Below are 306 nucleotides of genomic sequence, written 5' to 3' on the forward strand. Positions count from 1 at the left end.
CAATGGGGGAGCCGAGACGTGGATCGCCCATGTTAATCGGGACCAAAGTCCCATTCCATCCCATGGCTGTGGCTATATGAGAGCCAATTTCATTTACAGTCGGAGCTATAGGGTCCGCGATGTTGAGGATGAGCTTCCGCCGTTCGGCAAGGGCATGTTTTGTAACCTCGGCGATATTGAGTGCTGCGGTCGTATGGAAACGACTTTGTCCATTGAAGCAAAGCGGTATGACTACGCGCCCATCCATCATGCGTTTCACAAACCACCATTCGCGGGGGTGGGTGGAATGGGTGCCGTGGATAGCAG

Annotated in this window: 1 pseudogene; it reads right to left on the reverse strand. The window is 53.9% G+C overall.

The features are described from left to right. Nucleotides 1-306, reverse strand: a pseudogene (locus QSJ70_RS27510) (hypothetical protein); the annotation flags it as partial.

Origin of the sequence: Brucella sp. NBRC 12950 (genome assembly GCF_030268145.1) — a bacterium.
Classification (GTDB): domain Bacteria; phylum Pseudomonadota; class Alphaproteobacteria; order Rhizobiales; family Rhizobiaceae; genus Brucella.